This is a genomic window from Dactylosporangium sp. NPDC005555 (assembly GCF_040605635.1).
Lineage (GTDB): Bacteria > Actinomycetota > Actinomycetes > Mycobacteriales > Micromonosporaceae > Dactylosporangium.
On the sequence record NZ_JBEXDG010000096.1, the window covers coordinates 1 to 25,505 of the forward strand.

The window sequence follows — 25,505 nt, forward strand, 5'->3', positions numbered from 1 at the left end:
TCGACAGCATGTGTAACGGGAGCTTCGTTGCTGCGCAAGCCGCCACGCGGCATCGACAACCCTCGACGCAAATCCTTAACTCACCGGCATTGTGCCCTGGCGACACAAAGTCTTCCGGATCATGAGGTATGGCGACCGGAGGCGCGTCAGTCGGCCGGGCGAGCCACCTCGGCGGCCGCCGGCTCGGAAACCGGCTCGGTGGCGCGGATGATGCGGCGGGCCTGCCAGACCGTGAGGGCCGCGAGCAGGGCGTAGGGCGGCCAGCCGAGGGCGAGCCGGGCGATGCCCAGCAGGTCGTCGGCATTGTCGCGCCACAGCTGGATCTGCACGCCGAGCTTCGCGAGGTAGACGACGGCCCAGAGCACCGTCAGCCATCCGAAGGCGCGCAGCAGGCGGGGGTTGTCGCGCCAGCGCGTCCCGCCCTTGTCGAGCATCACCGACCAGAGCCAGCCGACGAGCGGCCGGCGGAACGCGACCGAGGCGAGCATGCCGGCCGCGTACACGCCCGTCAGGACCATGCCGGGCAGGTAGATGTCCTTGGCGTCGCCGCTCTTCCACGCCAGCCAGGCGCCGATCGCGATGCCGAGCACGCCGTTCATGGCGTGGCGGATCGACTCGCGGCGGCTCAGCCGGTAGGCGGCGATGGACAGCGCGGCGCCGACCGCGATGATCAGCGACGTGCGCAGCGGCCACCAGCCGAAGTGGTCGCCCAGGAAGTTGACCACGATGAAGAGCGTGATCGGGATGCTCGACTCGACGAGCCCGCGCACCCCGCCCAACTGCTCGGACATCTGCACCGAGAAGGGTGGCAGTGGAGCTTCGGCGTCGGCGTCCGTGGTCTTACCTGGCTGCATCCGTCCTCATCTTGGTGAGTCGAGCTCGTAATACGGGTTGTAGAGCACCTTACGGCCGTCACGGACCGCGATGCGCCCCTTGGCCGTGATCGCTCGACCCGGCTCGATGCCCGCGATGTGCCGGCGGCCCAGGAAGACCAGGGTCACCAGGTCGCTGCCGTCGAAGAGCTCCGCCTCCAGGGTGGGCAGGTTGGTCCGCGGCGTGTAGACCACGGTGCGCAACCGGCCCTTCAGGCTCACGACCTGACCGCGGCGGCAGGCGAGTGCGGGCATGCTGCCGCACTGCACGGCGTCGCGTTGCAGCTCCTCGGCGTCGAGCTCCGCCTCGCTGGCGGTGAGACGGCGGAAGAACTTCCGCAGCCCCCTCGCCTGCACGGCGGACGGATCGACGTCTTTCTCACTGTCCGTGGTCATGATGTCGGTGCCACCCTTCTCGGCCAGACATGACACCCACTACGACGGTACAGCTCACGGTGGCTATTTGCGCCGGGGCCTCGGTGACGGCTTTCGGCGCTCCGGCCCATCGGCCTCACCCGCACCGTTGGCGCCGCCGGCGGCGGCGGTGAGCGGGACCTCGGACGTGCTGCCGTCGGCGGACGCCTCGGCGACCTCCTTCGGCAGGTGCAGCGGGAGCGGCTCGCGGACCGGCATCGCCTCGTGGCCCCGGTCGACGACGAGGCTGCGCAGGCACTCCAGCAGCGGCGGCGCGACGTCCGGGTCGACCGCGGCCGGACCCTGGAAGACCGCGCGGACCAGCCAGCGGGGGCCGTCGATGCCGACGAACCGGATGTCCGTCAGGCCGTCGGGGGTGCGGACGCGGGCCCGCAGCTCGACGCCCCACTCGCCGTCGGCCTCCTCGGCCGCGACACCGTCGGTGAAGAGCTGCTTGCGGATCTCGGCGCGGACCTCGCCCCAGATGCCCTCGCTGCGCGGCGCGGCGAAGACGCCGAGCTGCAGCGCGCTGTCGTTGTGGACGAGCACGATCTGCTGGATCTTGCCCTCGTTGTCGGCCTGGACGCGGACCTCCACGTCGTCGACCGCGGGCACCTTGAGCGCGCCGAGGTCGAGCTGCGGGATGCCGGCCGGCGCTTCGGTGACGTCATACGGGCCCTCGGGGCGCGACGCCTTGGGGGCGACCGGCTCCTCGGGCTCGTCGTCGACCAGGCCCAGCTCCTCCTCGAGGCTGCGGGTCCCGCTCACGCGCGTGTCGTCCTTCGCGTGCCGTCCGCTCCCGCTCTTGCGCGAGAAGATCACTGCTCTGCCTCCAGTTCAGCATGACCACCGGTGGATCCGTGACCGCCGGCTCCGCGCACAGTATCGGGAAGGTGGTCGACGCCGTGGAAGTGTGCCCGCTCCACGCGCTGGACCACAAGCTGGGCAATCCGGTCACCCCGGCTGATTTTGGCCGTGATCACCCGATCGTGATTGACGAGGTTCACCAGGATCTCCCCGCGGTACCCCGCGTCGATGGTGCCCGGCGCGTTGAGCACCGTCACACCGAGCCGGTGCGCGAGACCCGACCGCGGGTGCACGAGGCCGACATACCCGTCGGGCAGGGCGATCGCGATCCCCGTGGGGACCAGCGCCCGCTCGCCCGGGGCGATGTCGACGTCACGGGCGGCCACCAGGTCCGCGCCCGCGTCGCCGGGGTGTGCGTAGGCCGGCATCGGCAGCTCCGGGTCGAGCCGCCGCACGTGAACCTCCACCGTCATGCCTCCATCCTGCCGGGTGCCCGCGGGCCCCGGACACGTACCCTCGCACTCGTGACGTCGCCCAGCTCGTCCCGCTCGTACCGGGAGCGCCTCACCGTCGCCTGGTGGCTCTGGCTGCCCGCGGCGGCGATCGCCGGACTGCTCGCGGCCGAGGTCCGGCTCGGCGCGCCGGGCCTGGCGACCTGGATCCCCTATCTGGTGCTCCTGCCGCTGGCTACCGTGGGCCTGTGGTGGCTGGGACGCGTGCGCGTCGAGGTGTCCAACGGTGAGCTACGGGTCGACGACGCGCACATCCCGCTGCGATACGTCGGTGAGGTGACAGCGCTGTCCGCCGCGGACAAGCGTGACCTGCTCGGGCCCTACGCGGACCCGGAGGCGTTCGTCATCCAGCGGCCGTGGATCGCCGGTGCGGTGCGCGTCGACGTGGCCGACGGCGCCGATCCCACGCCGTACTGGCTGATCAGCACCCGCCACCCGGAGAGGCTGGCGGCCGCGCTCAGCCCTCGATGACCTTGCGGCCGTGCTGCAGGTCCTTGCGGATGTCGGCGCCGAGGGACAGGGTGGCCCGCCGGTTGAGGAACCCGCCGACGGCGGCGCCGGTCAGGAGCGGCCCCAGGGTGCTCAGGTTGCGCCCGAAGCGCCTGAGCAGCCGGTCCCGCAGCTCCTTGCGCAGCGCGGTGCCCATGGCGGCCGCGACGCTGCCGCCGATCCGCAGCGGGTTGATGCCGCGCCGCTCGGCCCACGCCTGGACCAGGGACACGGCGCGCTCGGCGCCCGTGCCCTCGACCGGGCGGCCGTAGACGGCGTGCAGCTCGCCGATCAGCTTCATCTCCACCGCGACCACGGCGACCGTCTCGGCGGCCAGCAGGACGGGGGCGGTCAGCAGGCTGGGCGTCACGACCCACTCGACGGCGGCGACGCCGCCGCCCGCGGCGCCGATGCCCGCGGTGACCCTCGCCGCGTTGCGGATGAGCCGCTCCGCGAGCGCGTCGCCCTCGAGGCCCCCGTGGTGGGCGATCAGCGTGTCGAGGTCACGGACCGGAATGTGCGGTGCGACCCTCGTCACGGAGTCGGTGATCCAGGCGATCGCCTTCTGCGGCCGGAACAGGTCCTTGACGCCCCGCTCGCGGATCTCGAGACGGACGAGCCGGCCGAGCAGGCGCCGGCGCTCCTTCTGCTCGACGCCCTCGTCGGTCAGTGCCGTCACCGCAGCGGACAGCTCGGCCTCGTCGACCTGCCCGTCCAGTGCGGCGTCGGCCACGGGCTGGTTCTCGGCGAGCTCGTCGGGCTGGGCCATCGTCTACCTCCGAGGGTGCGAAACGGTGCCGCCTACGACTCAAGCACGCCTCCGCCAGATCCGCTTGATCAACTCGCGGTCAGACGCACTCCCGGCAGATCAGCTCCCCGTTGCGCTCGGCGGCGAGCTGGCTGCGGTGGTGCACCAGGAAGCAGCGCGAGCAGCGGAACTCGTCGGCCTGCATCGGCAGGACCTTGACCGTCATGTCCTCGTCGGCGAGGTCGGCGCCGGGGAGCTCGAAGGTCTCCCCCAGGTCGGTCTCGTCAACATCGACGATCGCCGACTGCGCATCGGTCCGGCGGGACTTCAGCTCCTCGAGGCTGTCCTCCCCAAGGTCGACCTCGTCGCGACGCGGCGCGTCGTAGTCGGTGGCCATCGGTGTTCACACTCCCAATTCATTCGCCCATAGGTGTCGGCGCCCGGTGCAACGTCCAACGGGCGGCGTACCTTACCGCTCTCGTGCGTTTGTTGTACGCCCACTCACGGAAACTTGTTCCCAATGTGACTCAGGCGACACAACAACTCCCCCCGCCAATGATCCGCCGGGGGCGCGGCGGATGCGACCTTACCGCCGCCCGGGCGTTTCCGTGGGGAGTCGTCCCGCAACGGCGAGTAGGAACTTTGTGGTATCCCGGGTGGGGACTTCAACATGGATCTCCGACAGGCGCTAACCTTCCCGGCAGCCAGAGCGTCTATCTGGTGACGGAGTCGCTCTGGGGTCGGGGAGAAGCACTGCCATGAGTTTTGCGCGGGTGAGAGCACTGGCCGTGGTCGGGCTGCTCGTGGTCACCGCGGCGGTGTTCGTGGTCATCGCCCTGGTCAAGGACCGCCAGACGAATCCGACGGCGGCGAACGAGTGCGCGCAGGACGCCGTGATGGTCAACGACACACTGCCCGAAGAGAAGCAGGTCAACCTCAACGTCTTCAACGCCACCAGCAAGCCCGGCCTGGCGAGCGAGATCACCAGCGACTTCGCCAGCCGCGGGTTCAAGGCCACCGTGCAGAACGCGGCGCCCAACCCGCCGATCAAGAAGCCGGCCGAGACGGTCGCCATCATCCGCTTCGGCCCGAAGGCCGTCGGCGCCGCATGGCTCGTGCGGGCGTACTTCCTGAACAAGTCCGACGACGAGTTCGACAAGAACCGGCAGGACGACAAGGTCGACGTCATCCTCGGCGGGCGCTTCCAGCAGCTGCCGACGGTGACCGAGGTCAAGCAGTCGATCGGCGCGCTGGGCAACCCGGAGCTGCCCGAGGGCACCTGCGCTGAGGCGTAGGCCGTCTTCCAGGCCGCCGGCGGTTCTGGGGCCGCCTCCGGCCGGCTCAGGGGCCTTTTCCGGCGTCCAGGTCGACCAGGCGGTCATGCAGGCCCTTGTGCAGGGCCGGTGGGGCCGCCACCACCATGTCCGGGCCGGGCGCGGCACCCGCCAGGCCGGTCACCAGCAGGCCCGCCTCCGCCGCGACCAGGCCGCCCGCGGCGTGGTCCCAGGCGTTGAGGCCCTTCTCGTAGTAGGCGTCCAGGCTGCCCTCGGCGGCGAGGCACAGGTCGATCGCGGCGGCGCCGAAGCGGCGGATGTCGCGGATGTCGCCGATCAGCCCGGCGAGGACCGTGGCCTGGTGCAGGCGGCGGTCGGCGGCATAGCCGAAACCGGTGCCCACGAGCGCCTGGCGCAGGTCGGTCTGCCCGGAGCCGGACAGCCGCCGGCCGTCGGCGTGCGCGCCCCCGCCGCGCACCGCGGTCCACTCCCGGCCGGTCGCGGCGTTGATGACCACCCCGGCGACGACGACGCCGCCGACCTCGGCGGCGAGGGACACGGCATACTGCGGCAGGTCGTAGAGATAGTTCACGGTGCCGTCGATCGGGTCCAGGACCCAGCGCACGTCACCGTCGGAGGCGCTGTCGCCGTATTCCTCGCCCAGGACGGCGTCGCCGGGGCGGGCGGCGCGGATCGCCTCCCGGACCTGCCGCTCGACCGCCCGGTCCGCGGCCGTGACCACGTCCGTGAGCGTCGACTTCGTCGCCACGGGGTCCACGCCGGCGGTGCGCATGGCCCGCGCGAGCGCGGCCGCCTCCCGGGCGATGGGCACCGCGAGGGCCAGCAGTTCGTGTCCGCGATCCATGCGCCCCATCCTTTCAGGGCCCCGATCCGGCCATCCGTTCGGTCACAACGTGGGGTCTGGATCGCGGGTCGGGCCCACAAGGCGGGATGTTGGGGCGAGAGAGCGTTACAATTCACGCGCTGCCCGCTGTCGCTCGTGAATCCGCCCCGGACGCACGGCACACGGGCGCCACCAAAAGCACCCAGGCCCACTCAGCACGGCCGCGCCGTGCGCGAACTCGGCCGCACCGGCCGTAGTTCGCTCATCGCACCGGAAGGTCGTTCGTGACAGCAGCTCACCAGCCCAGCGTCGACGTACGCTCGCTCGCCGACTCGCTGATCGCGCGTGCGGCCGCCAATGGCGGCCACCTCACGTCGGCGGAGGTCGCGCAGGCGGTCGACACCGCAGATGTGACCCCCGCACACGCCAAGAAGCTGCTCAGGAGTCTCGCCGAGGCGGGAGTCACCGTCGTGGTCGACGACTCCGCCAACGGGCGGCGCCGGGTCGCCGCGGCGCGCTCCGCGACCCCGGCATCCAAGGCGGCCACCGCCAAGGCCGCACCGGCGCGCAAGGCGCCGGCCGCCAAGCCGCTGACAGCCGTCGAGTCCGCGCCGGATTCGGGGGTGGAGAGGGCGCCCGTGAAGAAGGCAGCGACACCAGCAGCAGCACCCGCCAGGAAGGCCGTGCCCGGGGCGGCAGCAGCCCCGGCGAAGGCCGTGCCGACCGCGCCCGCCAAGAAGGCCGCGCCGGCGAAGAAGGCCGTCGGTCCCGCCAAGAAGGCCGGCGACCCCGCCGACCCGAATGCCCCGAAGGCCACCGGCGACGAGCCGGAGCTCGAGGAGATCGACGACGCCGCGCTCGTGGCCGAGATCGAGGACGTCGTCGCCGACGAGCCGGTCGAGGTCGTCAAGGCCGTCGAGGCCGACGCCGAGGCCACCGCGACCGACGACGACTTCGCGTGGGACGACGAGGAGTCCGAGGCGCTCAAGCAGGCCCGCCGCGACGCGGAGCTGACGGCGTCCGCCGACTCGGTCCGTGCCTATCTCAAGCAGATCGGCAAGGTCCCCCTGCTCAACGCGGAGCAGGAGGTCGAGCTCGCCAAGCGGATCGAGGCCGGCCTCTACGCCGCCGAGCGGCTGCGGGCCGCCGAGGACGCGGGCGAGCCGATGGTCATGCCCGCCAGCCGCGACTTCATGTGGATCTCCCGCGACGGCGAGCGCGCCAAGAACCACCTGCTCGAGGCCAACCTGCGACTCGTCGTCTCGCTCGCCAAGCGGTATACGGGCCGCGGCATGGCCTTCCTGGACCTCATCCAGGAGGGCAACCTCGGTCTCATCCGCGCCGTCGAGAAGTTCGACTACACCAAGGGCTACAAGTTCTCCACGTATGCCACCTGGTGGATCCGGCAGGCGATCACCCGCGCCATGGCCGACCAGGCCCGCACCATCCGTATCCCGGTGCACATGGTCGAAGTGATCAACAAGCTCGGCCGCATCCAGCGCGAGCTGCTCCAGGACCTGGGCCGCGAGCCCACCCCGGAGGAGCTGGCCAAGGAAATGGACATCACGCCGGAGAAGGTGCTGGAGATCCAGCAGTATGCGCGTGAGCCCATCTCGCTGGACCAGACCATCGGCGACGAGGGCGACAGCCAGCTCGGCGACTTCATCGAGGACTCCGAGGCGGTCGTCGCGGTCGACGCGGTCTCCTTCTCGCTGCTGCAGGACCAGCTCCAGCAGGTCCTGCAGACGCTGTCGGAGCGCGAGGCGGGCGTCGTGCGGCTGCGGTTCGGCCTCACCGACGGCCAGCCGCGCACCCTGGACGAGATCGGCCAGGTGTATGGCGTGACCCGCGAGCGCATCCGCCAGATCGAGTCCAAGACGATGTCGAAGCTGCGCCACCCGTCCCGGTCGCAGGTCCTGCGGGACTATCTCGACTGATCCTCACATTCCGCTCTGCGCGAACCCGGGCTGTCCCTTTTGGGGCGGCCCGGGTGTGTTTCCGGTCACCGAGGGCATGAGGGAGGGGTGCCGCCGCACCAACCCACTTGTGATCGCCGCCGTGGCGCGATAGGAAGCACGTAGCGGGTGTTGCGGTTCTGGCTCCCGTGAGCACGACGGAAAATGTGACATCGGTCCCGCACGCGAGGTGGGAACGATGTCGGGCACCACGGTGTTGGACCATCTGTGAACGACGCAAGGAAGCGTTCGTCGGTGACGATCAGAGGAGGAAGGCGATGACCCCGACCCTCACGCCGCCGCCGGAGACGGCAGCGCCCCCAGCCGCCGAGGAACGGTGCGACCGCTGCAGCGCGGCAGGCAAACTACGAGTTCGGCTCGCCGAAGGCGGCGACCTGATCTTCTGTGGACATCACGCAAACAAGTACGCCGACCACCTGGTCAAGATCGCGGTGGAGGTGGCAGTCGCCCCGGACTTCACGTGGCGAGGCAACGAGATCACGACCAGCTGACCCATACCCGTGCCCGTAGGGCGTCCCGGTCTCCGGGACGCCCTACGGCCGTTTCAGGAACACTGACAACCCGGTGGATCGCTGGGGTCAGGGACCACCGATCCACCGGGTAGTCGCGGGCCCCGGTCCGGGCCCGCGAGCGCTACATGGTCTGGATGGTGGCGATGCGTTCCTCGAGCTGCTCGATCGTCGCCTGGGCGCTCGGCGGGCCGCCGCACAGGCGGCGCAGCTCGGCGTGGATCTTGCCGTGCGGCAGGTTGGTGCGGTGGTGGTGGGCGGCGACCAGGGTGTTCAGCTGGCGGCGCAGGACGATGCGGCGCTCGCCGGCGGTCTTCGGCTGCTCCGGGGCGATGGTCGCCGCGGCGGCCGGTGCGCGGCGCTTCTCGGCCGCGACCTGCTCGGCCTGGCGCTTGGAGAGCAGCGCGGTGACCTGGTCGGCGGTGAGGAGGCCGGGCAGTCCCAGGTATTCCTCCTCCTCGGGCGTCCCGGTCTGCGCCGGCATACCGAAGGTCGCGCCGTCGAAGATGACCTGGTCGAGCTCGGCGGTCGCGGACAGCGCCTCGAAGCTCTTGAGCAGGTCGTCGCCCGCCTTCTCCTCGCGCTGGGCGCGCTCCAGGAGGTCGTCCTCGAAGCCCTCCTTCGTCTTCGGGGCGCCGAGGACGTGGTTGCGCTGCGCCTCCAGCTCGGCGGCCAGCTCCAGCAGGTGCGGCACGCTCGGCACGAAGACGGTGGCGGTCTCGTTGGTGCCGCGGGCGCGCACGAAACGGCCGATCGCCTGGGCGAAGAACAGCGGCGTCGAGGCGCTGGTGGCGTACACGCCGACGGCCAGCCGCGGGATGTCGACGCCTTCGGACACCATGCGGACGGCGACCATCCAGCGCTCGTCGGACGCCGCGAACGTGGCGATGCGGCCGGAGGAGCCCTGGTCGTCGGACAGGACGACGACGGCCTTCTCACCGGTGATCTCGCCGAGCACCTTCGCGTAGGCGCGGGCGGCGGTCTGGTCGCTGGCGATGACGAGGCCGCCGGCGTCGGGCATGCCGCCGGAGCGCAGGACCTGCAGCCGGGCGTCGGCGGCCCGCAGGACCTGCGCCATCCAGTCGCCGGTCGGGTCCAGCGCGGTCCGCCACGCCTGCGAGATGAGGTCCTGGGTCATCGGCTCGCCGAGACGGGCGGCCAGCTCGTCGCCGGCGGAGGTGCGCCAGCGGGTCTCGCCGGAGTAGGCGAGGAAGATGACGGGCCGCACGACGCCGTCGGCGAGGGCCTCGGCGTAGCCGTACGTGGTGTCGGAGCGTGACCGGGCGATGCCGTCGTTGCCCCGCTCGTACTGCACGAAGGGGATCGGGTTCTCGTCCGAGCGGAAGGGTGTGCCGGTCAGCATCAGCCGGCGCACGGCGGGCTCGAACGCGGCCTTGACGCCGTCGCCCCACGACTTCGAGTCGCCGGCGTGGTGGATCTCGTCCAGGACGACGAGGGTCTTCCGCGTGATGGTCCGCCGCTTGTGTACCGCGGGAGCCACGCCGACCTGCGCATACGTGACGACCGTGCCGTGGAAGTCGGAGGCGGCGTGGACGTCGGCGTTACGGAAGCCCGGGTCGAGGTCGATCCCGACACGGGCGGCGGCGTCGGCCCACTGCTTCTTCAGGTGCTCCGTCGGCGTGACGACGGTGAGGTTGTCGATCGTGCCGTCGCCGAACAGCTCAAGGGCGATCCGCAGCGCGAACGTCGTCTTGCCGGCGCCGGGCGTGGCGACGGTGAGGAAGTCCTCCCGCTTGCCACGCAGGTATTCCATGAGTGCCTTGCGCTGCCACACCCGGAGCGTCTGACCTGCCTGCACCACCGGACGCGGCGGCATGCGGCACCCCCTTGAAAGCATGAGAAACCCACACGGAAACGCCTCCGGGTCTGGTGGACCGCGAAGGCGTTGCTCAGCCTAGCGGGCGCGAACCCGCGGAGGGCCGATCCGCGCCGAACGTCACTGTGCCAGCGGGCGCGACCTCAGGACGGGTCGTCGTTGTGCACGACGTTCTCGTAGATCTCCTTGCAGACCGGGCACACCGGGAAGCGCTTCGGGTCGCGTGACGGGACCCACAGCTTGCCGCACAGCGCCCGCACCGGCGTGCCCTCGATCATGGCCTGCATGATCTTGTCCTTGGGGGCGTAGTGCGAGAACTTCTCGTGATCGCCGGCGTCGTAGCGATAGTCGGTCTGCTCTTCGACGCGCTCGTCCGTGAGCGTCGAGCCGCCGCCGTCGGGAGCTTCGGGAGTCTGTGTCACGGGTCCCAGTCTGCCAGGACAACGGCCGCATTGCCGCACCGCGACCGGGGTTATCGTTGCGTGGTGATCAACCATGCCATCCGCTACGGTGCCGAGGTCGCGGCCGCCCGGGAGTCCGGCGCGCCGGTCGTCGCACTGGAGAGCACCATCATCTCGCACGGGCTGCCCCGGCCGTCGAACCTGACCGTCGCGAGGGAGATCGAGGCGACGGTCCGGGCCGCGGGCGCCGTCCCCGCCACGATCGGCATGCTCGCCGGCGAGATCGTGGTCGGCCTCGCGGACAGCGAGATCGAGCACCTGGCCGGCAGCGACGACGTGGTGAAGCTGTCGGTGCGCGACCTGGCCCCGGCCTCGGCGGCCGGCGCGGACGGCGCGACGACCGTGGCGGCGACCTCGGCGATCGCGGTCGCGGCCGGCATCGCCGTCTTCGCCACCGGCGGGCTCGGCGGGGTGCACCGCGGCGCGGGCACGACGTTCGACGAGTCGGCCGACCTCACGGCCCTGTCCCGGCTGCCGATCACCGTCGTCTGCGCCGGGGTGAAGTCGATCCTGGACGTCGGCGCCACCCTGGAGCGCCTGGAGACCCTGGGCGTGACCGTGGTCGGGTACGGCACCCGCCGCTTCCCCGGCTTCTACCTGTCCGACTCGGGGTTCGGCCTCGACTGGTCGGTGGAGGACCCGGCCGGCGCGGCGGCGATCGTGCGGGCGGCCCGCGCGCAGGCGGTACACCACGGGGCCGTCATCATCGCGAACCCGCTGCCGGTGGACGAGCAGCTCGACCCCGGCCTGCACGACCGGGTCCTCGCCGACGGCCTGGCCGGCCTGGAGCGCGACCACGTGACGGGCAAGGACGTCACCCCGCACCTGCTGTCGCACTTCCACGCCGCGACCGAGGGCCGTTCGCTGGACGTCAACGTGAGGATCATCCTGCGCAACGCCGACCTGGCGGCGCGCATCGCCGCGGCACTGTGACGGTCATCGTCGTCGGCGACGTGGTCACCGACATCGTCACCGTCCACGAGGGCCCCCTGGCGATCGGCTCCGACACCCTCGCCTCGATCCTGATCCGCGGCGGCGGCTCGGCGGCGAACACGGCCGCCTGGCTCGGCTCCGCCGGGCATCCGGTGATCTTCGCCGGCGTCACGGGCGACGACGAGCCCGGCACCGCACGCGTCGCCGAGCTGACCGCCTCCGGCGTCACGGCGACGGTCCGCCGGGTGCCGGGGGTGGCGACCGGGACCGTGGTCGTGCTGGCCTCCGACGTGGAGCGCACGATGTTCACCGACCGCGGCGCCAACCGGCTGCTGTCCCCCGCCGACGCCGACCGTGCCCTCGATCTCGCCGCTGACGCACGTCACCTGCATCTGTCGGCGTACGTCCTCTTCGACCCGGACTGCGCGCCGGCGGGCCTCCACGCGTTGCGCGCCGCCCGCGAGCGCGGCCTCACGACCAGCCTCGACGCCGCGTCGGCCGCGCCGTTGGAGAGGCACGGGTCGTTACCGGCCGTGGACCTGCTGTTCGCCAACCTCGACGAGGCGCGGGTCCTCGCCGGGGCCGGCACGGCCGGGGAGCTGGCGGTGGCGCTGCTGGACCGGGCGGGCGCGGTGGTCGTCAAGTCGGGCTCCGGCGGGGCGACCTGGGCCGGCCCGTCCGCGGCGCCCGTGCACGTGCCCGCGGTGCCGGTCGCCCGGGTGGTCGACCCGACCGGCGCGGGTGACGCGTTCGCCGCGGGGTTTCTCGCGGCGTGGCTCACCGGAGCGGATCCGGCCGCCGCGCTCACCAACGGCGCCCGGCTCGGCGCGCTCGCGGTGTCCCGGGTCGGCGGTCGACCGGTCGTCGCTTGAGGCCGTGCCGCTTCGGGCGTCGCGTCGCGTCGGCGTCGCGTCGGCGTCGCTCAGCCGTCGCTTCGGCGCGGCGCTTCGGCGTCGATGATCTTGGGTTCGCTGTGCTCGTGGTCGGTGAGTGCGTGCGCCGGGTCCGGGTGCGACTGCTGCTGCCGCCGGGCCTGCAGCTTGTTGCGGAAGCGGTGCTCGGGCCGGGGACCCCTGTCGTTGGCGAGCAGCACCGCCGCCCACGGCAGGATCAGGGCCCCGGCCAGCAGCAGGCTCAGCCACAACCACAGCAGGGGCACCTTGGCCGTGACGAGGACCGCGGCGACGATCACGCAGAGGCCGCGCAGCAGCATCATCGCCACATAGCGCCGCTCCCGGGACCGGAGCTCCTGCTCGGGCGAACGCTCGGCGGTGGTGATCAGCTGCGGTTTCGGCCTGCGTCCCATCACCACCGAGTCTGCCACGCGCCGCGTCTCAGCTGTCCGACGGTCTCACCGGCGCGGCGTGCGCGCCACCGACCGGCTCGGTCGGCCGGCTGGCCGTGCCGGTCGCGAGCAGGTCGCGGATCTCGGTCAGCAGCCGGATGTCCTCGGCGGGCGCCGACGGCTCCGGCTCGATGCCCCGCTTGCGCCGTTCGGCGAGCTTGTTCATCGGCAGCACGACGAGGAAGTAGACGGTCGCCGCGGTCAGCAGGAACCCGATCACCGAGTTCAGGAACGCCGGCCACGCCAGAAACTGCTGACCGATCTTCAGGCCCTGGTTCTGGTCACCGACCCCGATACCGCCGGTGAGCTTGATCAGTGGTTGGAGGAAGCCGTCCGTGAACGACTTGACCACGTCGTTGAACGCGGCACCGATGACGACGGCGACGGCAAGCTCGATGACATTGCCGCGCGAGATGAAGTCCTTGAATCCCTTGAGCACGTTAGGCACCCTACGACCCAGCGTGCCCCCGCGCACCTGATGCGTGTCACCGGGTTTCCTCCACGGCGCCGGCCGCCGTCAGGCGGTATCCGGCGGCCCGGAGCGTGGCCGTCATGTGCGCCGCGTACCACGCCGGCCAGTCGGCGTCGGGGGTGCCGGTCTCGGCCTCGTGCAGGTGATGCGCGTCGGCGGCCCGCTTGAGCGCGTCGAGCAGGACGGCGGTCATGTCGGAGTCCATCCGTCCCACCTACGCCTTCGGCGCCTTGGCGGCGGCCTTCATCTGCTTCTTGTACTCCCGGACCTTGGTCAGCGAGTCACCGTCGACGATGTCCGCGACGGAGCGGTGCGAGCCGACCTCGCCGTAACCACCGGCGGCCTCCCGCCACCCGTCCGGCTGGACACCGTACTGCTTACCGAGCAGCGCCACGAAGATCTGCGCCTTCTGCTTGCCGAACCCGGGCAGCGCCTGCACCCGCAGCAGCAGCTCCGCCCCGGACGCGACCCCGGTCCACATGGCCGCGGTGTCCCCGTCGTACCGGTCGACGATCACCCGGCACACCTCCTGCACCCGGCCCGCCATCGCCTTGGGGAACCGGTGCAACGCGGGCGGCGTAGCGAAGATCTCCACCAGCGCTTCGGGCTCGAACTCCGCCAGCTCCAGCGCGGTCGGCTCATGCCCCAACCGCACCCCCAGCACCCACGGCGACGTGAACGCCTTTTCGAGGGGAATCTGCTGGTCCAAAACCATGCCGATCACCACCGCAAGTGGATCTCTGTTCAACAGAGCGTTAGCTTCGGCCGGGATGGGCAACGAGAACGGCATGTCGACATCTTCTAACACAGCCCGCCCACGGTCGCGCCCAACACAGTGAGAGCGAGCTTCGCCTGCGAACCTGGAGGGCTCGTAGATCAGATTCGGCTACACTGCCGGTGAGTATTCGTTGATCAGTCTGCCCAGGATCGGGCGTCGTCGGACGCGGGCGGCGTCGAGGTCAACGAACTGCGGTGGTGGGTTTCTCGGATGAAGGCCGCCGAAGCAGCCGTGCACCCCGAGCACCCCGAGCACCAGCCTCCTGGGGAGATTGCACCGGACCACCAGGCCGTTTACACATCCGCGAGCCCCACCGCCACCCCGACGGCAGCTATTCAAGATCAAAAAAGATCCGCTCATAGCCGCAAGTCGGTGCGACACGAAGCCGCATGGCCGCTTACCCGCCGGCTCTGCCCGCAAACAGCGGCGTGGATGATCCCGGACGCCGTAGGGCCTTACCGGACCCCGGCGAGGTCCGGTGGGTCAACTGCAGTCCGGGGTGGATGGGCTGGGCGCGGTGCCGGGGGTGGGGAAGTGGGCGGTCTGCGGATACCGGCACAGATTGCTGGTGACCTTCCGGCGGTGGGCGTTCGTCGTGGCGACGGGCAGTGTGTCCGGTGCGTGGCCGTGTTCGACCCAGGCGACGAGCGCGGCGAGAGGGTCGGTAGGGGTAGGGCCGGTTCCGCCGGAGCAGTGGCCCGCCGCGGGGGCCAGGAAGACGCGGTAGAACTGGTCGGTGGCCTGCGGGCCGCCCATGGCCCCTTCGACGCGTCGGCGGTAGTCGACCGTGCCCTGGGGGAAGATGACCTGGTCGGCCAGGCCGTGCCAGGTGATCATCTTGCCGCCGGCCACGCGGAAGGAGGACAGGTCGGGGTCGTCGGTGCCGATGACGCGGCTGTAGCGGGCGTGGGACTGCCGGAACAGCCGCTCGAACTCGGAATAGCCGACGGTGGACGTGTCGAAGCCGGGTTGTTGTTGGACGAAGTACCTGATCCAGTCCTGCGCGACGGCGAAGGGCGCACCGTGCCGTGGACGCAACGGGGGATTGACGGTTGCGGCCAGCCAGCTGAAGGGCGTGCCTGGCAGCAGGCCGTGCCAGAGTTGCTCGCCGGAGGTCGTCCTGGGGCCGTCCCAGATCCCGCGGACGACGTCGGCGTCCGCCTGACTGATGCTCACCTTCCTGCCGTGGCAGGTCAGTGTCCTGCCGACGAGCTGGTGCGGGTCGAAACCGCAGGCTTCGGGCCGGGCGATGATGCCATCGGCGACGCCGTCGTCGCCGTCGCAGGCGGCGATCGCGGCGCGGTTGAAAGTGTCGAACTCGCAGGTCGTGGGGTATGTGCGCGTTTGGTTCATGACGACCTGCGGCCAGAGCTGGGCGACGGAGAGGCGGTCCCAGCTGATGGCGGGCGCGGCGGCGAGAATGCCGTCGAAGTCGGCGGGGTAGCGCTGGGCCTCCATGAGGCCCTGCCGGCCGCCGGTCGAACAGCCGTTGAAGTACGAGTAGGCGGCGGGCCGGTCGTAGAAGTGGGTGGTCACCTGTTCGCCGATCTGGCTCATCTCGTGCACCGAGCGGGAGGCGAAGTTGGTCAGCAGCTCCGCATTGATCGTTCCGTCGTGGTGCAGCGCCCACGTGGGTGGGCCGGAACGGCGAGTCGGCACACCGGCATCGGTCGACGCTGCGGCGTAACCCTTCCTGACCGCCGGAGCGAAGTCGCGGGCGAACTCACCGGCGGCGAAGGCCCCGCCGCCGATCGCCTGGAAGCGGCCGTTCCACGAAACCTGTGGCAGCCACATCTGGACCCGCACCCGGTCACCGATCGAGGGGTGGGTGAGGATAACCGTGACATCACAGAGGGCCGGGACGCTGATCGTCGTAGGGCGGCCCGGGGCGGGCACGAAAGGATAGGTCCCGCCCGGGCGGCTCACCGCGGTTACGGACAGGATTCGTGCGCCGGGCACCTGCGGCCTGGCCATGCTGGAGCAGCCGCCGGCAGCCCTGCCCGCGGTCGGTGCGGCTGTCACAGCGACCGCCACGATGAGCGCCGCCGAGAGCAGGCGTGCCGCGAAGGACACCAGCAGGCGGCTCATCGCTGCTGCTGCTGAGGGCGGCCGGGACGTCTCACCCCTAAGGTCTGCCCCTGCTCCGGCGAGGTACGCCCGACCGCCGGCACAACCTCCGCTCGCGGCCCGGGACGATCGCCACGGGTATTTTGCGCCGCGCCGCGCTCAACCGCAGCACGAAGAGATCCACCTCGCGGTCGACGGGCGGGGCCGGCCGCTGTCGATCCTGCTCATCGCAGGCCAGGTCGGTGACAACCCGCAGCTCCGCGCCTTGCTGGACCGCATCGCGGTCCGGCCGCTTGGCCCAGGTGCCGCCCGTCGACGGCCGGACGTGCTGATCGCGGACAAGGGCTACGCCCACGACTCCGCCCGCCGGGCGCTGCGCCGCCGCGGCATCCGTATGTCATCCCGAACGCAGCGACAAGATCGCCCGCCGCGCCGCGCTAAAATTGGCACGAGGCGTCGAGCTTCAGTGCAGCGGCGCGCTCGCCACCGTTACGCCGTCGCTCGTCCGCGGCGGACGGTGAAGGCCAAGCGCCAACACCGCCGCCGACCACATCGCCGTCCTCGACGCCTGCCTGGCCCAGATCCCCGACGCGCACCGCTACGGCCAACCGATCCTGGTCCGCGCCGACACCGCCGGCTCCAGCAGCGAGTTCCTGGCCCACATCCGTGCGCTGCGCACCCAGGGCCTGGACATCCGCTGCTCCGTCGGCCTGGCCATCACCGAACCCATCCGCGCCGTCCTCGCCCGCATCATCGACGAGCCGGACCTATGGATCCCGGCTCTCGACCAGGACGCCGATCCGCGCGACCACGCCGAAATCTGCGGGATCACCGACCTCGTCGACACCACCGCCCACCCCGACGGCACCCGGGTCATCATCCGCCGCGAACTGCCCCACCCCGGCGCGCAACTGCCGATGAGCGAGCACGTGACCTTGGCGGTTGCGTGGTTCCGTCCGTCAGGATCGGCGCGGCTTACTGGCTGAGCCTGTCCGGTGGCGGCGGCGCTCTTGGCCGCCACCACCGTGACGCTTCTGCTCGGGATCGCGGGCCGGCTAACGGTTCTGCAGCCACCAGGTCAGCAATGAGACCAGGCCGCCGCCCAGGGCAGTGACGGCTCCGCGGAGGAAGTTCAGGTAGAGGGTCCTCGGGATCGAGACGCTCGGCTCGTCCTTAATGGCCCTGTTGGTGCGCATCGGTTCGCTCCCCTTCGTTGTCGCTTGACCGCCAGCATGGGGGGCCGGAACGATGCTGCATCGAGTGCAGCGTGATGCAAAAATTCATGCAACGATGGGCCGGTGCATCACCTGGCCGGCCGCCTCGGGCCGATCCGCGACGACCTGGAACCGGCCCGCCGCCGTTTCGCTGTTGAACTGCGCGGCCTCTTCAGTGAGCTCGGTATCTCCGTCCGCGGTTACGCCAAGCGGCAGGACATCCACCCCACTCTGGTGACCCGCTACCTCAACGGCGAGGTCATGCCGTCCGAGGAGTTCGTCTTGGACCTGGCCGCCGCCGTGGAACAGTCGGCCGGTAGGTCGCGGAACGTCGACACCGGAAAGCTGCTGAGCACTCGCCGCGCCGCGGAAGACGCCCGGCCACGCGGATGGGGAAACGCCACACGTCTGCGCAGAGAGATCACCGAGGCTCTCAACAATGCGCGAGTTGCACAGGCCGACCTGCAAAAACTGATCGAGAGCTATGCCGTTGCGCAGAGCCGGATTGCCGAGTTGGAGGTCCTGTGTGCGGCCTTGCGTGGCACGGCGATACCGGAGCGAACGATCGCCGCCGGCCCGCGCTGGACCTACAACCGCAACATGCTGCTCGGCCGGGGCGCGACAGCCGCGTACGTTCAAGCAGTCGACCTGGCCACCGACCAAATCGTCAGCCGCCTCGCCGACCCGGCGTCGCCGAATCCGCCGCCCACCGAGGCCCGTGTCTTCATTCCCGCCCAGAGCGGGCAGACCACCTACCTGAGTGCCCTGGTCGCCAAGGCTGTAGACGCCGGTTACCGAATGGTCCTCGTGATCAGCCCGCCGCTCAACGCCGCCCGGAGCCAGCTGCAGGCACGACTGCGCGATAGCTTGGCACCAGTGATCGACGGTGGGGCTCCACTCCTGTGGATCACTAGCGACGAGATCGACTTCCGGCCCTCGGGTCCCCTGTTTCAGGCGATGCAGTTCGAGAAGACCGAACCAGAATTGCCGCTGTACGCCCCGGCCAACCTCGGGAAGGCGATGACACGACTGCTGGTGGTGAAGAAGAACGTCGCCGTGCTCCGAAAAACGATCAAGCTGTTCGAGTTGATCCAGACCCCTTTGCGTGAGGTTCCCGCGCTGGTCATCGACGCCGAAGGCCGTCCGATGCTGCCTGGTAGCGCGATCGAACGCACGCTGGCACGACTCAAGAGCACGCTCCCGCGGGCTCAGCACGTCACGTTCGCCGCCCTCGAACCGACCGAAGTCAACTCGCCCAACGCGTTCATGATGTGGCTGCCGCGCCCGCCCGACGTGATCTCGAGCGCCGATCGCGTTGGTGACCTGCCGTAGAAGTTGCAAGACCAGGTACATCAGGGTGGCTCCGACGGCACCCTCGACCCGGACGGCGGCGTGCACCCGCCGTGCTCGCCGTGCTCGATGGACGGCATTTGCACGACGAGTACTACGTCGTCTACATCAGCGCGGACGAGACTCGAGATGTCGCCGCCGCGCTGCGCGGCGTGAACCGGACCTGGCTGCGCCGCCGCACCGAAGCCATCGACGACACGGACTACCGCGGCACCCGTGACCACACCGACTTCGAATACACCTGGGACGGCTTTGGCGACGTTCGAGCCCTCTACGAACGGGATGCCGCTGCTGGTCGCGCAGAGCTCTTCACTGCCACGTGAATCATGATCGGGTGCGCGCTCATAGCCGCGATGAGGCTCGCTACGAAACGTCACGGTCCCACCAGTCGTCCAACTCCCGCGACTACCGAAGAGCGGATGTGCATTGCGGTGGAGTCCCGGGGTTACGTCAAGGTTCAGCGCGTTCGGTTCGCCGGCCGCAGCGGCCCGGCCACAGCCTCGATGCGCTGGCGGCCTTCCGCGTCGTGGTACCACGCCGTCACAACCTCGCTGCGCTCCTGTTCGTACGTCACGCGCCAGCCATGCACCGCGACGTGCTCATCGAGGTACCACCGACTCCACTCGCTCGATGCCTCGACGACCTCGCCGACGGCACCGCGGAAGGCATCCGAGCCGACGGCCGTCAGTCCCCAGCCCGTACCCTTCCCGCCGAGTTCAACAGCCTCCGTCCAGTCCTCATCGGCGTAGACGCTCTGCCCCAAGGCACAGGACTCGATCAGGTTGACGGCGCTGTCAGCAATCCAGAAATCCGGCTCCACCACGCCGATGCGCCCGGTCGACCAACTCAGGGTGAGGGGGTAGCCCTCCTTGGAGCCGACAATCGCCACGTGGTCACCGTCCTCAAGTTCATCCCACCCTGACGAGACGAAGTTGTCGAACTCATAACGATCTTGGTGGGCGCCATAGCAGCCCGGCCTTTCAGGGCAGAACATCATCCCGCCGAATTGGTTGACAAACGACGTCAAACACTCCAGGCCGCCCGCCGGGCCCGGAACCACGTCACCATCCACTCCGGTGCACACGTACCACCGGCCCGGGTCGACGAGCGAGATCGGCAAGCGTCGGCAATGTTCGTCGAGAAATGCCCGAGCCCGGTGGCTCAACGCACCCGAATCGTCAAGAACATGGCGGATCACTGAACGATCGTAGAAGAGAACGGGTGCGCGGATCTGCCGCTGACAACGCTCGTCCACGTACGGCGTGTCCATCGAGACGCTGGACAACCCCGGTTGATCGCTGAGGGTGGACCTACCGGCAACCGCAATGGACGGCCTTCCGTTCCCCGTCACCGCTGGGCGTGCGTGCGCAGGAGTTCCTGACCACGCACGCGCGGGTGGCGCCGCTCGAGCCAGGGCTGGGTGATGACGAGTGCCGGGCTGCGATGCGTTCGGTGTTCGGATACAGCGACGAGGGTATCCTGACCACATTTTGGCGCATTCGGCATCGATACTCGGGATTGACCTACTTCAGCATTTTTCGTCAAGCCGAGATCCTGTTCGAGCCCACATTCGAGGTCGATCTCGATACAGGACAGGTCGTTTTTGCGTACGCCGTCATGGACGCCGCGCCCGACGGCTGCCGCAGTGGATCTGTGCGCCCCGACGAAACGGTGTGGTTCGGCTTCCTGGACCGCGATGCGCCGACGTTCCCCTCACTCGACCACTTTCTGGAGTGCGACGCCCTGCTCCACCACGCCCACCAACAGCGGCTCCTGTCCACCGAGACACCGCCATGCCAACGCCTACCTTACCGCCCTACGTGCCCGTCATCCACGCCTACGGCCGATGAACCCGGCGAGCGGATTCTCGGTGGGGTGGTGGAACCGATGATGAGAGGCTCGTGTGCATCAACGGATTCGAAGCGCGACTGGCGGCCGACGGACATGGCATGAGCCCGGTGCCCACCGTCGTGACGACCTGGCTCACCCTCGACGGCACCTGCGGCGACCCGGAGGTCGGGCTGTTCGCCGCGGTCGTCGCCGACTACAACAACATCCCGCCCGGCGAGCTGGCCACCGCGGAACACCTGATCGCGCCGGGCGGCCTGATCCTGACGGACGCCAGCACTGCGATCGTGCCGGGCTGCTGCTGCAGCCTGGAGGACTGGCGCGACTGGGTCCGCACCCTCAGCGGCAGCGAACCGCCCTGGCTCGGCCACGACCCGACCCCCACGATGTCGATCGGCGACCGGATCACCGTCTGGCAGGACACCGGGCCACCAGAAAACCACGCCCCGATCCTGTCCGGCCCGCACATCACCCTCACCCGCGCCCACCTCGCTGACCTGCTCCAAGGCGTCCACCGCGACCTCACCACGTTCACCACCGCGCTCGCCGCCTGGGCCGCCCGGCACACCACCGACGGCCCGGCCCTCACCGCCACGATCGACACCGCGTTCGCGTTCACCGCGCCGCTGGCCCCCTGCGCTCCCTGACGCCGCGAGGGGCCGGACGCCCTCGAGTTCCCGCGCACCGCTTCACCCAAGATCACGTGCGCACTCATGGCCGCTGACAACGTTCGTCCACCTTGATCTGCTCATCACGGTGCATAGGCGGGAACACGCTCAGGTACGTAGCAGTCGCTGTTGCCGCCTCGCGGTCCGCAGGCGAGTTCGCCTTCGATGCCCGCCTCAATCGGCGCCGCCCGGCGTCTTGTGCCCATGCACGTCGCCACGGCGCTCCCCTTGTCAGGCTCCCAGTCGCCGGGCGTGGGCGGCACTGGGCCGTGGATGGTTTCGCCGTCGGGCGACCGGACCGGCCCGCGCGGCGGCGACGCACCTTTGTTGCAGGCACGCGTCCCCGCTACGACTAGGCTTGGTCAGACGATGCTGGAGGTGGCATGGCGACCCTGGAACGCCCGCGGATCGAGCAGCGCACCCCGGAGGATCTGGTGCGCGACGTCGAACGTGGTGTTGTGCGAATCCCGCAGTTCCAGCGGGGGTTCAAATGGGAGTCGGGCGACATCGTCAAGTTGTTCGACAGCATCTTGCGGGGATTCCCGATCGGCAATCTCCTGTTGTGGCGCCGGCCGGCACCCGAGCAGACGCTGCACGTCGGGCCGTTGACCGTCGCCGCGCCAGAGGTCGATTCGGCGCTGTGGGTGGTGGACGGCCAGCAGCGCATCACGTCCCTTGTCGGCGCGCTGAGCTCGGCTCACACCGCCACCGACGTCCGGTTCCGGGTGCACCTGGACCTGGACACCGGCGAGTTCCATACGGCGGGTGCGCGGCAGCAGCCTCCAATCACGTGGATCCCGGTCAGTTTCCTGCTCGACACGGCCACGTTGCTGCGCTGGATGCGTGAGAACAGCGGCTGGCTCTCCGACGCACACCTCGCTCTTGCCGATCAGGCCGCGAAGGCCATCCGCGAATATCAGATTCCCACTTATGTGGTGACCACGATCGAGGAACGGCCACTGCTCGAAATCTTCACCCGGATGAACAATGCCGGGAAGCGACTCACCAAGGCCGAGGTGTTCCAGGCTCTGCATTCGCAGACGGCCGGCGACGCACCGCTGACCCTGGCCGGGATCGGTCGCGTGCCAGCGGAGGCGGGCTTCGGCGCCATGGACGACCAGCTCGTGCTGCGCTGCGTGCTCGCCTATCGCGGTGGTGACATCTTTCGTGACGACTTCACCAGTGAGTTTGCGTCGACGGACGACCGGTCGGAGACGTTCCGCGCGGTCAGCGCGGCCCTGCGAGACGTCGTGGTCTTCCTCCGCGACGTAGCGGAGATCCCGCACATGAAACTACTGCCGTACTCCAACGTGGTCCCGGTGCTCATCCGGTTCGTCCGCCTGCACGGTGCGCCGGAAGGGCGGGTTGCCACGCTGCTGCGACGGTGGGTGTGGCGCGGCGCCGTCGCAGGCACCCATACCCGCGGTCAGAGCGTGGCCGACATGCGTCAGCAGATCCATTCGGTCGACGCACCCGACCCGGTGGAGGCAGCGAGTGCGCTCCTCAAGCTCGTGCCGTCCACGACGCGGTTCACCGCCACGCTCGACAAAGTGCACTTCAACCAGGCAATCACCAAGATCAACGTACTTGGCCTCTGCGCCGCGGAGCCGCGCGAGCCGGCGACCGGCAGCCCGGTCGATATCGCCCGGCTGCTCGATCATGGCAACCCGTTGCGTCCGGTCTTCGACGATGTGGACTCACCACTCGCCGCCACTGTGGCCAACCGGGTGATCGTGACCGCCGGCACTGCCACCGCCCTTCGCCAGGATCTGGCTCAGGCCTCCTCGGAGGTCGCCGAAAGCCACCTCCTCGACGAACACACGCAGCGCCTGATCGCCGACGGGTCATCACAGGCGTTCTTCGAGCTGCGCGCCGTCGCGTTGACCCATGCGATCGAGCAGCACGTCGATCGCATGGCGGAGTGGGGCGCACGCGATGGCAGGTCCGTCTCCGACCTGCTGAGGAGCGCATAGGTGGCGGCAACGACGGCGGAGGTCAGGCTGCACGGGCGCCGTGTGGGTTTCCTGCGCTTCAACAAGGGCCGCAGTGAGTTCGTCTACGAGGACGACCTCGACGCGCCCTCACACCAGACGCTCGGACAGATCTTCGAGGACGACCCGAGGGCAGTGCGCAGGGCCTTTACCGGTGTCCCGGCCTGGTTCGCCAACCTGCTTCCGGAAGGTGCGCTGCGCAAGCAGATCATCCGCGAAATGGGTGGCGGCAACATCGGCGACTTCACGTTGCTGCTTCGCCTCGGCGACTACTTGCCGGGCGCTGTATCGGTCCACGCGGAATCCGAACCGGTCGAAGATGTCGGCCCGGATCCTCGCGCTGAAACTCCTGAACATCCGCTGCGCCACTCGCTCGCCGGCGTTCAGCTCAAGTTTTCAGTCTCCAGCGACCGGCTGACGTCCCCAGCGAGCGGCAACGGCGGGTGGTGGATCGTCAAACTGCCAGATCGCACCTTCCGCAACCTGCCCGCCAACGAATATCTGACAATGCGGTGGCTGGCCGCGACGGGTTTTGAGGTCCCGACCGTCGATCTCGTCCCAGCAACAGAGGTGAAGGGTGTCGCGGAAGGGCTGGCCGATCCGGACGAACCGCTCTACGTGATCGAGCGGTTCGACCGGACGCCGGCCGGCAGGCTGCACGTCGAGGACTTCGCGCAGGTCGCGGATGTTGCACCGCTGTTCAAATACGGTGAGCCCGGCCAGTCCTACGACGGTCTCGCCGCGGTCGTCGCCCAGCTCTGTGGCATCGACGGATACATCGACTTCATCCGGCGCCTGGCCGCGATGATCGTCGTCGGCAACACCGACGCGCACCTGAAGAACTGGGCGCTGTGCTACCCCGACGGTCGGACGCCCCAGCTCTCGCCCGTCTACGACTTCCACTCGCTGACCATCTACAGCCAGTACCGCTACCAGCCCTTGTCGCTCAGCATCAACGGCCAGAAGGCCCCGAACGGCATCACGCTCGACGACTTCCGGCGGTTGGCCGATCGGATCGGCCAGGATGCAGAGGCGACTGCCCGCGCCGTCGGCGGAACCGTCGAGCGGATGCGGGCCGCCTGGGTCGGCGAGCTGCTGGACGAGGCGCGCGGGCGGTTCGAGCCGCTTGCCGGACACTATGCGGAGCGGCTTCGCTCGCTGCCGATCAGCGCGAGGTCGACGTCCGATGAGGCACCCCAGGCCCACTAGGACAAACCCGCCGACAGCGCTGACCGCCTTGCCCGACGACGGACCGTTTGCACGGGCAAGACCATCACCGGACTGCCGCCCAGCTCGTTTCTCCCTGGTTCCAGCATCTGCTGATCGAGGGTCATCCCGATGAGCAGGGCAAGCGGGTCCCGGTCCAGCAACGCGTTCGCCTCGGCGGGAATCGGCAACGAGAACGGCATACCGAATCGTGACTGATCAGGTGGTCAGTTGACGGCGGGTAGCCAGGGCCGACCGATGATGAGGTCGGTGAGTGCCCGGAAGGTGTTGTGGCCGTGGGTGGTGGCGGTGGCGAGGTAGGAGCGGATCAGCGCGAATTGCTGGGCTCCGTCGAGGGTGCGTAAGCACCCGGATACCTTCTGCCGGATTTTGACCATCCGGATCTGCCGCTCGGCGGCGTTGTTGTCGAACGGGGACCGCAGGTCGGCGGCGAACCGCAGGTAGTCGCCGATGCGGTCGCGCATCCGGCGGGCCAGGGCATGGAGTTTCCGGCCGGTCTTCGACGTGTCGTGCTGGTGGTCCTTGACCGCGACGAGGGCGGCCTGACGAAACCGCCGGGTCTGTTCGGCGAGCAGCTCCGGGTCGATCCCGGCCCGGCCCGCGGCGCGGGCGTCATCGGCCGCGGTCTTGAGGCGCAGCAACGCATCCGCCGCCTGGCCGGGCCATGCCGCAGCAGGTGCCAGGACGCCGGCGGCGGCGAGTTCGCGGAGCAGATGCGCGCAGCACAACTGATGGACGGCCAGGGGGTAGGTGTCATACGGTGCCCACGCGTCGTGGACCGCGATCCCGGTGCGCGAGGCCATGACCTGCCCGGCGTCGGTCCCGGCCCGGCCCCGTTTCGGATGCACCCAGATCAGCGTGTACTTGCC

At 69.7% G+C, this 25,505-nt stretch carries 31 protein-coding genes and 1 pseudogene; 13 read left to right on the plus strand and 19 right to left on the minus strand.

Going from position 1 to position 25,505, the window contains the following annotated elements; translation table 11 throughout:
* Positions 1 to 146: 146 nt before the first annotated feature.
* The 4 genes from ABZS58_RS48325 to dut all read right to left on the minus strand — a co-directional run bounded on the left by ABZS58_RS48325 (position 147) and on the right by dut (position 2,566).
* A complete protein-coding gene (locus tag ABZS58_RS48325; protein ID WP_354791304.1) occupies positions 147 to 854 on the minus strand; it encodes a DUF3159 domain-containing protein in 708 nt (235 codons plus the stop codon).
* 6 nt (positions 855 to 860) lie between these two features.
* Positions 861 to 1,268, minus strand: a complete 408-nt coding sequence (locus tag ABZS58_RS48330; RefSeq protein ID WP_354791306.1) for an OB-fold nucleic acid binding domain-containing protein — start codon at positions 1,266 to 1,268, stop codon at positions 861 to 863.
* Positions 1,269 to 1,331: 63 nt separating this feature from the next.
* Complete coding sequence (locus ABZS58_RS48335; protein WP_354791308.1) at positions 1,332 to 2,108, minus strand: DUF3710 domain-containing protein; 777 nt, start codon at positions 2,106 to 2,108, stop codon at positions 1,332 to 1,334.
* On the minus strand, positions 2,105 to 2,566 hold the full coding sequence (dut, locus tag ABZS58_RS48340; protein ID WP_354791310.1) for a dUTP diphosphatase: 462 nt from the start codon (positions 2,564 to 2,566) through the stop codon (positions 2,105 to 2,107). Before dut ends, ABZS58_RS48335 begins: the two co-directional genes overlap by 4 nt.
* Positions 2,567 to 2,617: 51 nt before the next feature.
* On the opposite strand from dut, the gene ABZS58_RS48345 reads away from it, so the two are divergent.
* Positions 2,618 to 3,076 carry a DUF3093 domain-containing protein gene (locus tag ABZS58_RS48345; protein ID WP_354791311.1) on the plus strand — a complete coding sequence of 153 codons (459 nt, stop codon included), beginning with the start codon at positions 2,618 to 2,620 and terminating at the stop codon, positions 3,074 to 3,076.
* Here ABZS58_RS48345 and ABZS58_RS48350 read toward each other — a convergent pair.
* Positions 3,063 to 3,863 (minus strand): hypothetical protein, encoded by an 801-nt coding sequence (locus tag ABZS58_RS48350; RefSeq protein ID WP_354791313.1) that lies wholly within the window; start codon positions 3,861 to 3,863, stop codon positions 3,063 to 3,065. The two genes, ABZS58_RS48345 and ABZS58_RS48350, sit on opposite strands and share 14 nt — an antisense overlap.
* A gap of 79 nt (positions 3,864 to 3,942) precedes the next feature.
* Positions 3,943 to 4,239 (minus strand): DUF4193 domain-containing protein, encoded by a 297-nt coding sequence (locus ABZS58_RS48355; RefSeq protein WP_203846057.1) that lies wholly within the window; start codon positions 4,237 to 4,239, stop codon positions 3,943 to 3,945.
* Between the two features lie 376 nt (positions 4,240 to 4,615).
* Between ABZS58_RS48355 and ABZS58_RS48360 the strand changes: the two genes are divergently transcribed.
* The gene (locus ABZS58_RS48360) at positions 4,616 to 5,137 is read left to right on the plus strand and encodes a LytR C-terminal domain-containing protein (protein WP_354791315.1); all 522 of its coding nucleotides are present in this window, start codon (positions 4,616 to 4,618) and stop codon (positions 5,135 to 5,137) included.
* 46 nt (positions 5,138 to 5,183) lie between these two features.
* Here ABZS58_RS48360 and ABZS58_RS48365 read toward each other — a convergent pair whose 3' ends face one another.
* Positions 5,184 to 5,981, minus strand: coding sequence for an inositol monophosphatase family protein (locus ABZS58_RS48365; protein WP_354791316.1), 798 nt, complete (start codon positions 5,979 to 5,981; stop codon positions 5,184 to 5,186).
* 263 nt (positions 5,982 to 6,244) lie between these two features.
* Here ABZS58_RS48365 and ABZS58_RS48370 point away from each other — a divergent pair, with 263 nt between their 5' ends.
* Complete coding sequence (locus ABZS58_RS48370; RefSeq protein ID WP_354791317.1) at positions 6,245 to 7,897, plus strand: RNA polymerase sigma factor; 1,653 nt, start codon at positions 6,245 to 6,247, stop codon at positions 7,895 to 7,897.
* Positions 7,898 to 8,193: 296 nt separating this feature from the next.
* Positions 8,194 to 8,427 (plus strand): hypothetical protein, encoded by a 234-nt coding sequence (locus tag ABZS58_RS48375; protein WP_354791318.1) that lies wholly within the window; start codon positions 8,194 to 8,196, stop codon positions 8,425 to 8,427.
* 142 nt (positions 8,428 to 8,569) lie between these two features.
* On the opposite strand, the gene ABZS58_RS48380 is transcribed toward ABZS58_RS48375, so the two are convergent.
* Complete coding sequence (locus ABZS58_RS48380; protein WP_354791320.1) at positions 8,570 to 10,282, minus strand: DEAD/DEAH box helicase; 1,713 nt, start codon at positions 10,280 to 10,282, stop codon at positions 8,570 to 8,572.
* Between the two features lie 143 nt (positions 10,283 to 10,425).
* Positions 10,426 to 10,704 carry a DUF3039 domain-containing protein gene (locus ABZS58_RS48385; RefSeq protein WP_354791322.1) on the minus strand — a complete coding sequence of 93 codons (279 nt, stop codon included), beginning with the start codon at positions 10,702 to 10,704 and terminating at the stop codon, positions 10,426 to 10,428.
* Between the two features lie 63 nt (positions 10,705 to 10,767).
* Between ABZS58_RS48385 and ABZS58_RS48390 the strand changes: the two genes are divergently transcribed.
* Together ABZS58_RS48390 and ABZS58_RS48395 are read left to right on the plus strand one after the other, a co-directional pair.
* Complete coding sequence (locus ABZS58_RS48390; protein ID WP_354791323.1) at positions 10,768 to 11,676, plus strand: pseudouridine-5'-phosphate glycosidase; 909 nt, start codon at positions 10,768 to 10,770, stop codon at positions 11,674 to 11,676.
* A complete protein-coding gene (locus ABZS58_RS48395) occupies positions 11,673 to 12,548 on the plus strand; it encodes a PfkB family carbohydrate kinase (RefSeq protein WP_354791325.1) in 876 nt (291 codons plus the stop codon). Before ABZS58_RS48390 ends, ABZS58_RS48395 begins: the two co-directional genes overlap by 4 nt.
* A gap of 50 nt (positions 12,549 to 12,598) precedes the next feature.
* Here ABZS58_RS48395 and ABZS58_RS48400 read toward each other — a convergent pair whose 3' ends face one another.
* The 5 genes from ABZS58_RS48400 to ABZS58_RS48420 all read right to left on the minus strand — a co-directional run bounded on the left by ABZS58_RS48400 (position 12,599) and on the right by ABZS58_RS48420 (position 16,359).
* On the minus strand, positions 12,599 to 12,982 hold the full coding sequence (locus ABZS58_RS48400; protein ID WP_354791327.1) for a DUF3099 domain-containing protein: 384 nt from the start codon (positions 12,980 to 12,982) through the stop codon (positions 12,599 to 12,601).
* Positions 12,983 to 13,010: 28 nt separating this feature from the next.
* A complete protein-coding gene (mscL, locus tag ABZS58_RS48405) occupies positions 13,011 to 13,460 on the minus strand; it encodes a large conductance mechanosensitive channel protein MscL (protein ID WP_354791328.1) in 450 nt (149 codons plus the stop codon).
* 46 nt (positions 13,461 to 13,506) lie between these two features.
* Positions 13,507 to 13,698: a hypothetical protein gene (locus tag ABZS58_RS48410; RefSeq protein WP_354791329.1), complete on the minus strand. Its 192-nt coding sequence runs from the start codon at positions 13,696 to 13,698 to the stop codon at positions 13,507 to 13,509.
* Positions 13,699 to 13,707: 9 nt separating this feature from the next.
* Complete coding sequence (locus tag ABZS58_RS48415; RefSeq protein ID WP_354791331.1) at positions 13,708 to 14,283, minus strand: HhH-GPD-type base excision DNA repair protein; 576 nt, start codon at positions 14,281 to 14,283, stop codon at positions 13,708 to 13,710.
* Between the two features lie 471 nt (positions 14,284 to 14,754).
* Positions 14,755 to 16,359 (minus strand): tannase/feruloyl esterase family alpha/beta hydrolase, encoded by a 1,605-nt coding sequence (locus tag ABZS58_RS48420; protein WP_354791333.1) that lies wholly within the window; start codon positions 16,357 to 16,359, stop codon positions 14,755 to 14,757.
* Positions 16,360 to 16,513: 154 nt separating this feature from the next.
* Here ABZS58_RS48420 and ABZS58_RS48425 point away from each other — a divergent pair.
* A pseudogene (locus ABZS58_RS48425) lies at positions 16,514 to 16,798 on the plus strand (transposase); the annotation flags it as partial.
* Positions 16,799 to 17,105: 307 nt separating this feature from the next.
* Here ABZS58_RS48425 and ABZS58_RS48430 read toward each other — a convergent pair.
* Together ABZS58_RS48430 and ABZS58_RS48435 are read right to left on the minus strand one after the other, a co-directional pair.
* Positions 17,106 to 17,267: a hypothetical protein gene (locus tag ABZS58_RS48430; protein ID WP_354791350.1), complete on the minus strand. Its 162-nt coding sequence runs from the start codon at positions 17,265 to 17,267 to the stop codon at positions 17,106 to 17,108.
* 126 nt (positions 17,268 to 17,393) lie between these two features.
* Positions 17,394 to 17,534: a hypothetical protein gene (locus ABZS58_RS48435; protein WP_354791351.1), complete on the minus strand. Its 141-nt coding sequence runs from the start codon at positions 17,532 to 17,534 to the stop codon at positions 17,394 to 17,396.
* 102 nt (positions 17,535 to 17,636) lie between these two features.
* On the opposite strand from ABZS58_RS48435, the gene ABZS58_RS48440 reads away from it, so the two are divergent.
* Positions 17,637 to 18,884, plus strand: coding sequence for a helix-turn-helix transcriptional regulator (locus ABZS58_RS48440; protein ID WP_354791334.1), 1,248 nt, complete (start codon positions 17,637 to 17,639; stop codon positions 18,882 to 18,884).
* Between the two features lie 71 nt (positions 18,885 to 18,955).
* Positions 18,956 to 19,225 carry a DUF1877 family protein gene (locus ABZS58_RS48445; RefSeq protein WP_354791336.1) on the plus strand — a complete coding sequence of 90 codons (270 nt, stop codon included), beginning with the start codon at positions 18,956 to 18,958 and terminating at the stop codon, positions 19,223 to 19,225.
* A 134-nt stretch (positions 19,226 to 19,359) separates the two neighbouring features.
* Here ABZS58_RS48445 and ABZS58_RS48450 read toward each other — a convergent pair whose 3' ends face one another.
* The gene (locus tag ABZS58_RS48450; protein WP_354791338.1) at positions 19,360 to 20,172 is read right to left on the minus strand and encodes a hypothetical protein; all 813 of its coding nucleotides are present in this window, start codon (positions 20,170 to 20,172) and stop codon (positions 19,360 to 19,362) included.
* A gap of 89 nt (positions 20,173 to 20,261) precedes the next feature.
* Between ABZS58_RS48450 and ABZS58_RS48455 the strand changes: the two genes are divergently transcribed.
* From ABZS58_RS48455 to ABZS58_RS48470, 4 genes are all read left to right on the plus strand, one after another.
* Positions 20,262 to 20,855: a hypothetical protein gene (locus ABZS58_RS48455; RefSeq protein WP_354791339.1), complete on the plus strand. Its 594-nt coding sequence runs from the start codon at positions 20,262 to 20,264 to the stop codon at positions 20,853 to 20,855.
* Positions 20,852 to 21,397, plus strand: coding sequence for a hypothetical protein (locus ABZS58_RS48460; RefSeq protein WP_354791341.1), 546 nt, complete (start codon positions 20,852 to 20,854; stop codon positions 21,395 to 21,397). The genes ABZS58_RS48455 and ABZS58_RS48460 overlap by 4 nt, the downstream gene beginning before the upstream one ends.
* Positions 21,398 to 21,801: 404 nt before the next feature.
* Positions 21,802 to 23,391 carry a DUF262 domain-containing protein gene (locus ABZS58_RS48465; protein WP_354791343.1) on the plus strand — a complete coding sequence of 530 codons (1,590 nt, stop codon included), beginning with the start codon at positions 21,802 to 21,804 and terminating at the stop codon, positions 23,389 to 23,391.
* Entirely contained in the window at positions 23,392 to 24,618 is a 1,227-nt protein-coding gene (locus ABZS58_RS48470; RefSeq protein WP_354791344.1) for a type II toxin-antitoxin system HipA family toxin, read from the plus strand.
* Here the strand turns inward: ABZS58_RS48470 and ABZS58_RS48475 are convergent.
* Positions 24,615 to 24,818 carry a hypothetical protein gene (locus ABZS58_RS48475; RefSeq protein ID WP_354791346.1) on the minus strand — a complete coding sequence of 68 codons (204 nt, stop codon included), beginning with the start codon at positions 24,816 to 24,818 and terminating at the stop codon, positions 24,615 to 24,617. The two genes, ABZS58_RS48470 and ABZS58_RS48475, sit on opposite strands and share 4 nt — an antisense overlap.
* A 24-nt stretch (positions 24,819 to 24,842) precedes the next feature.
* Positions 24,843 to 25,505 (minus strand): transposase (locus tag ABZS58_RS48480; RefSeq protein ID WP_354791348.1); only part of this gene is annotated, 663 nt, incomplete at its 5' end.

What these genes read in the sequence shown, in the direction of transcription:
- ABZS58_RS48350 (WP_354791313.1), bottom strand. Translation starts at nt 3,863, where the DNA reads ATGGCCCAGCCCGACGAGCTCGCCGAGAACCAGCCCGTGGCCGACGCC.
- ABZS58_RS48415 (WP_354791331.1), bottom strand. Translation starts at nt 14,283, where the DNA reads ATGCCGTTCTCGTTGCCCATCCCGGCCGAAGCTAACGCTCTGTTGAAC.
- ABZS58_RS48380 (WP_354791320.1), bottom strand. Translation starts at nt 10,282, where the DNA reads ATGCCGCCGCGTCCGGTGGTGCAGGCAGGTCAGACGCTCCGGGTGTGG.
- ABZS58_RS48450 (WP_354791338.1), bottom strand. Translation starts at nt 20,172, where the DNA reads ATGGACACGCCGTACGTGGACGAGCGTTGTCAGCGGCAGATCCGCGCA.
- ABZS58_RS48375 (WP_354791318.1), top strand. Translation starts at nt 8,194, where the DNA reads ATGACCCCGACCCTCACGCCGCCGCCGGAGACGGCAGCGCCCCCAGCC.
- ABZS58_RS48325 (WP_354791304.1), bottom strand. Translation starts at nt 854, where the DNA reads ATGCAGCCAGGTAAGACCACGGACGCCGACGCCGAAGCTCCACTGCCA.
- ABZS58_RS48410 (WP_354791329.1), bottom strand. Translation starts at nt 13,698, where the DNA reads ATGGACTCCGACATGACCGCCGTCCTGCTCGACGCGCTCAAGCGGGCC.
- ABZS58_RS48355 (WP_203846057.1), bottom strand. Translation starts at nt 4,239, where the DNA reads ATGGCCACCGACTACGACGCGCCGCGTCGCGACGAGGTCGACCTTGGG.
- ABZS58_RS48420 (WP_354791333.1), bottom strand. Translation starts at nt 16,359, where the DNA reads ATGAGCCGCCTGCTGGTGTCCTTCGCGGCACGCCTGCTCTCGGCGGCG.
- ABZS58_RS48475 (WP_354791346.1), bottom strand. Translation starts at nt 24,818, where the DNA reads ATGCCGTTCTCGTTGCCGATTCCCGCCGAGGCGAACGCGTTGCTGGAC.
- ABZS58_RS48330 (WP_354791306.1), bottom strand. Translation starts at nt 1,268, where the DNA reads ATGACCACGGACAGTGAGAAAGACGTCGATCCGTCCGCCGTGCAGGCG.
- ABZS58_RS48365 (WP_354791316.1), bottom strand. Translation starts at nt 5,981, where the DNA reads ATGGATCGCGGACACGAACTGCTGGCCCTCGCGGTGCCCATCGCCCGG.
- ABZS58_RS48435 (WP_354791351.1), bottom strand. Translation starts at nt 17,534, where the DNA reads ATGCGCACCAACAGGGCCATTAAGGACGAGCCGAGCGTCTCGATCCCG.
- ABZS58_RS48465 (WP_354791343.1), top strand. Translation starts at nt 21,802, where the DNA reads ATGGCGACCCTGGAACGCCCGCGGATCGAGCAGCGCACCCCGGAGGAT.
- ABZS58_RS48460 (WP_354791341.1), top strand. Translation starts at nt 20,852, where the DNA reads ATGAGCCCGGTGCCCACCGTCGTGACGACCTGGCTCACCCTCGACGGC.
- ABZS58_RS48400 (WP_354791327.1), bottom strand. Translation starts at nt 12,982, where the DNA reads ATGGGACGCAGGCCGAAACCGCAGCTGATCACCACCGCCGAGCGTTCG.
- dut (WP_354791310.1), bottom strand. Translation starts at nt 2,566, where the DNA reads ATGACGGTGGAGGTTCACGTGCGGCGGCTCGACCCGGAGCTGCCGATG.